General features: G+C 58.4%; 5 protein-coding genes and 1 tRNA gene. All 6 read left to right on the top strand.

Annotated features, from left to right (window positions below; translation table 11 throughout):
• Nucleotide 1: 1 nt before the first annotated feature.
• Nucleotides 2-77: transfer RNA gene (locus tag AC07S6_RS26795), tRNA-Glu, on the top strand.
• 183 nt (nucleotides 78-260) lie between these two features.
• Entirely contained in the window at nucleotides 261-800 is a 540-nt protein-coding gene (locus AC07S6_RS26790) for a TetR/AcrR family transcriptional regulator (RefSeq protein WP_495113372.1), read from the top strand.
• Between the two features lie 15 nt (nucleotides 801-815).
• On the top strand, nucleotides 816-1,649 hold the full coding sequence (locus AC07S6_RS26785; protein ID WP_495113371.1) for an alpha/beta hydrolase: 834 nt from the start codon (nucleotides 816-818) through the stop codon (nucleotides 1,647-1,649).
• Nucleotides 1,650-1,687: 38 nt separating this feature from the next.
• A complete protein-coding gene (locus AC07S6_RS26780) occupies nucleotides 1,688-2,122 on the top strand; it encodes an acyl-CoA thioesterase (protein ID WP_020300953.1) in 435 nt (144 codons plus the stop codon).
• A 55-nt stretch (nucleotides 2,123-2,177) separates the two neighbouring features.
• Complete coding sequence (locus tag AC07S6_RS26775) at nucleotides 2,178-3,143, top strand: tRNA dihydrouridine synthase (protein WP_495113370.1); 966 nt, start codon at nucleotides 2,178-2,180, stop codon at nucleotides 3,141-3,143.
• A 611-nt stretch (nucleotides 3,144-3,754) separates the two neighbouring features.
• Nucleotides 3,755-5,029, top strand: a 1,275-nt coding sequence (locus AC07S6_RS26770) for a hypothetical protein (protein WP_495113369.1), incomplete at its 3' end; no start/stop codon positions are given.

The following is a 5,029-nucleotide window of genomic DNA, read 5'->3' as shown; positions in this document are numbered from 1 at the left end:
TGTCCCCTTCGTCTAGTGGCCTAGGACACCGCCCTTTCACGGCGGTAACAGGGGTTCGAGTCCCCTAGGGGACGCCACGATTACCCGCTCTGCGGGATTTTTAAGGGTCATTCAATTATTGAATGGCCCTTTTGTTTGTCTGGCGTTTGGCCAATTCCCTCCTTTATCACCCATTTTCTGTTCTGACCGGCGGTCGTGCTTATCGCTTGCCAAATATTATTATGGTAATAATATTCAACCCATGAGAGACGGAGGCTTCGATGAGCGATAAAAAAGCGCAAACCCGCGAACGTATTTTGCAGGCTGCCAGCGCGGCGTTGATCCAGCGTGGCCCGGCTGAGCCCAGTGTGGGCGAAGTGATGGGGGCGGCTGGGCTGACGGTCGGCGGCTTCTATGCGCACTTTGAAAGCAAAGATGCGCTGATGCTGGAAGCGTTCAGCCAGTTGCTGGCGCAGCGTCGCGCCTCCATCGATGACTTGGACGAACAACTGACCGGCGAAGAGCGCCGCACGTTGGTCGCAGCGTTTTATCTGTCGCGCAAGCACCGCGACTCCACGACCCAGGCCTGCCCGTTGCCCGCGACGGTGGGGGAGATGGGCCGCTTGCCGGACGCTTTTCGCGAGGTTTTGAACGAGCACGTCGAGTTGATGGCTGCGCAACTGGCCGGCAGCCCTGAAGAGATCGACAAAGCCCTGGCGGACATGGCCTTGATGGTCGGGGGGCTGACCCTGGCGCGGGCGCTGGGGCCGGGCGAGTTATCGGATCGGGTGATACGTGCGGCCAAGTCGGCGGTACGCTGAAAAAGGGGGCGCAAGATGGGCGCATTGACCTGGGTTCGTGGTTTCAATGGCACGGTGGGGCGCCTTGCGCCGCATGCGGTCGCCAGCAAGATGCGTCGCACCTTCATGACCCCGCGCGATCTGCCGCCGCGTGACTGGGAGTTGCCGCTGTTGGCCCAGTCGGAGCGCATCACTCTGCGTTTCGGCCTGTCGGCATTGCGTTGGGGGCATGGCCCGGCGGTGCTGCTGATGCATGGCTGGGAAGGCCGGCCGACTCAATTCGCCAGCTTGATCACGGCGTTGGTCGACAACGGCTATTCGGTGATAGCCCTGGACGGTCCCGCCCACGGTCGTTCGCCAGGGCGTGAAGCCCATGTGCTGCTGTTTGCCCGCGCCATGCTTGAGGCGGCGGCCGAGCTGCCACCGCTGTATGCGGTGGTCGGCCATTCCATGGGCGGCGCCAGTGCGATGTTGGCGGTGCAGTTGGGGTTGCGTACGCAGGCATTGGTCAGCATTGCCGCACCGTCGCGCTTTCTGGATGTGCTACGCGGGTTCACCCGCATGGTCGGCTTGCCGCCACGGGCGCGCTCAGCCTTTATCCAAGAGGTGGAGTTGAGCATGGGCATGCCGCTCAAGCATCTGGACGTGGCCCACTACCAGCTGAACATTCCCGTCCTGATCGTGCACGCCGAAGACGACACCTTCGTTCCGGTCAGGGCGGCTCAAGCCATTCACGAAGCCTGGTTCGACAGCCGCCTGCTGCGCCTGGAGCAGGGTGGCCACCAGAAAGTGCTCGCCGACCCGCAGGTCATCGACGCTGTACTCGCCCTATTGGCCGGCTGCCGTCTACAGGAGCGCCAAAGCGCCTGATACACTGCCCCGCCGACATCAATCGACTGGAGCAAGGCATGGGCTGGGATTTGGCAACGCCGTTCATCATCGATCTGCAGGTTGCGGCTGAGGACATCGACGGCCTGGGGCACGCCAATAATGCGGTGTACGTCTCATGGCTGGAGCGTTGCGCCTGGCGCCATTCGCAGCGCTTGGGGCTGGACCTCACCGAATACCGCCGCCTGGACCGCGCCATGGCCGTGGTGCGCCATGAGATCGACTACCTGGCGGCAGGCTATGAGGGCGATGAGTTACAACTTGCCACCTGGATCGTCGATTGGGACCAACGCCTGAAAATGACCCGTCGTTTCCAGCTTGTGCGCCCCCGTGACGGCGCGACCCTGCTGCGTGCGCAAACAACCTTCGTATGTATTGAGTTGTCCAGCGGCAAGCCCAAGCGTATGCCCGCCGAGTTTATTGAAGGTTACGGCCCCGCCCTGACAGGGGGTTAACGGTTGCCGCAGGAAACCCAGTAAACTGCGCCACGATTTTTGTTGAGTGTTTTCCATGCAAATTGCTTTGGCGCCCATGGAGGGGTTGGTCGACAACATCCTGCGGGACGTGTTGACCCACGTGGGCGGTATCGACTGGTGCGTGACCGAGTTCATCCGGGTCAACGACCGCCTGCTCACACCTGCCTATTTCCACAAGCTCGCCCCGGAACTACTGCACGGTGCGCACACCGCTGCGGGCGTGCCGTTGCGTGTGCAATTGCTGGGCTCCGACCCGGTTTGCCTGGCGGAGAACGCCGCCTTGGCCTGCGAGCTGGGTTCGCAAGTCATCGACCTGAACTTCGGCTGCCCAGCCAAGACCGTCAACAAGTCCCGCGGCGGTGCGGTGCTGCTCAAGGAGCCGGAGCTGCTCAACCAGATCGTCGAACATGTGCGTCGTGCCGTGCCTGCCCATATCCCGGTGACCGCCAAGATGCGCCTGGGCTTCGACAGCCCGGATGGCGCGTTGGTGTGTGCAACGGCCCTGGCAGAAGGTGGTGCGGCGCATATCGTGGTACATGCGCGTACCAAAACCGATGGCTATAAGCCCCCCGCCCATTGGGAGTGGATCCCGCGTGTGCAAGATGTGGTGAAGGTGCCAGTGTTTGCCAATGGTGATATATGGAGTGTTGAAGATTGGCGGCGGTGCCGGGAAATCAGCGGCGCAGAAGACATCATGTTGGGGCGCGGCTTGGTCGCGCGGCCCGATCTGGCCCGGCAAATCGCTGCTGCGCGCGCTGGCGAAGAAGTAGTGGAGATGACCTGGGCGCAGATGCAACCCATGCTCCACGAGTTCTGGCGTCAATCGGTAGCCCAGTTGACTGAAAAGCAGGCGCCGGGCCGTTTGAAGCAATGGCTGGCGATGTTGACGCGTAATTACCCGGAGGCGGTCGAACTGTTTACGGCCCTGCGTCGTGAAACCGCATTGGAACAGGTTAGCCGCTTGCTTGGTATGCCTCACCCACAACCGGCAACGTTATAAGTTGTAACGCTTCAATGTCCGTTGATGGTGGGTGCAACATTATTTGAGTCGGCGTCCTGTTTCAAAAAATGCCCCATATTGAGAGATATGGGGCATTTTTTTGTTTGTTGGGATTATCTGGCTGAACTTGACGCCCTTTATAGGGCGCTCGCAGTTTGTTTTCAGACAGCTTGAATGTTGCTCGGTAATAACTAGGCACGTTATAGGTTTTTTGAATTCAAAAGTTTCGCCGTGTAAGTTTATTTATAAATATATGTCTTCGGCTGCGTGGTTCTGGTGCTGTCTTTTATGTTCGCGCGAAATATCAAAGTGGGCGGTTATGTGGCGTTTTGAATTGTATCGACAGTTTGCGTTTCAGGTGAGTTGTTAGTCTGTATTTCTGTCACGCACACGTTCGGGTGCGGCAAACCGAGGTGTTCTTTAAAAAGCACGAGGCAAAGTCTGAAGATTTGGTTTGGTTTCTTTATATGAAGCGCGATTTTAGGAACTGGTCAGCGTTAACTCCCACACATTAGCAGCTGTCAGGCAGTGCTGTTGCTTGCAGTTCACTAAGGCTGTTGCCTTCCTGGCCATTTAACGGAGTCAGGTGGCGCCGATTAAGGAGTTTATGAATGTCTCTATCTGTCAATAATTCGCCCTTTGTCAAAGTTGATACATCACCTCTGAGTGGGCAGTTGCCGACCCCGTTGAAAGTCGACATGCAACCTAAACCTCCGACGACCCATTTAAACCTCAACCCCGCAGCTGCACGCAATGAAAACAGTGAGGTCATGGTGAGTGCGACGGCGCTCACCAGAGTATTTGACATGCTCGAGCAGTTCTTCAAATCCATGCGGGAGATGCTTTTGGGGAAAAGTATTACGCCTGATCTGGAGGCAAAAGAGCAGCCAGTGAAGCCAGGTACAACTGATCAAGCGGTGAAGCCGAATGCAAAAGACCAGCCGGTGAAACCCGGTACGACTGATCAAACGGTGAAGCCGAATGCAAAAGACCAGCCGGTGAAACCCGGTACGACTGATCAAACGGTGAAGCCTGATGCAAAAGACCAGCCGGTGAAACCCGGTACGACTGATCAAACGGTGAAGCCTGATGCAAAAGACCAGTCGGTGAAACCCGGTACGACTGATCAAACGGTGAAGCCGAATGCAAAAGACCAGCCGGTGAAGCCAGGTACGACTGATCAAACGGTGAAGCCTGATGCAAAAGACCAGTCGGTGAAGCCAGGTACGACTGATGAGTCGGTGAGGCCGAATGCAAAAGACCAGCCAGTGAAGCCAAGTTCGACTGATCAAGCGGTGAAGCCGGATGCAAAAGGCCCGGGGGTGCTAATAGATCACGGCGGATTGCCGCTGAAACCGGATAGAAACGATCGTCCAGTGAAGCCGTCAGTGCCGACGCCTTCAGTGAATGTCACTAATGATGCTAAAGCAAACGTGCATGTGAACATCAATGTCGCTCACTGTCACTGCCCTGATACAAAGGAAGGGCCAACCCCGGACTTAAATCCCAGGCAAGGTCCAAAGCCGGAATCGAACCCCGTGCCACAGCCGGGTCCAAAGCCGGAATCGAACCCCGTGCCACAGCCGGATCCAAAGCCGGGATCGAACCCCGTGCCACAGCCCGGTCCGAAGCCGGAATCGAACCCCGTGCCGCAGCCGGGTCCAAAGCCGGGATCGAACCCCGTGCCACAGCCCGGTCCGAGGCCGGAATCGAACCCCTTGCCACAGCCCGGTCCGAAGCCGGAATCGAATCCCGTGCCACAGCCGGGTCCTAAGCCGGAATCGAACCCCGTGCCACAGCCGGGTCCAAAGCCGGAATCGAACCCCGTGCCACAGCCGGGTCCAAAGCCGGAATCGAACCCCGTGCCACAGCCGGGTCCAAAGCCG

The sequence above is a fragment of the Pseudomonas sp. GW821-FHT07B01 genome, from assembly GCF_059419065.1.
The sequence above is the reverse complement of the archived record's forward strand: the minus strand, read 5'-3'. Positions and strand labels throughout refer to the sequence as shown.

Bases quoted from the DNA above. Each gene is read 5' to 3' on its own strand.
- AC07S6_RS26785 (WP_495113371.1), top strand. From the start codon at position 816: ATGGGCGCATTGACCTGGGTTCGTGGTTTCAATGGCACGGTGGGGCGC.
- AC07S6_RS26775 (WP_495113370.1), top strand. From the start codon at position 2,178: ATGCAAATTGCTTTGGCGCCCATGGAGGGGTTGGTCGACAACATCCTG.
- AC07S6_RS26780 (WP_020300953.1), top strand. From the start codon at position 1,688: ATGGGCTGGGATTTGGCAACGCCGTTCATCATCGATCTGCAGGTTGCG.
- AC07S6_RS26790 (WP_495113372.1), top strand. From the start codon at position 261: ATGAGCGATAAAAAAGCGCAAACCCGCGAACGTATTTTGCAGGCTGCC.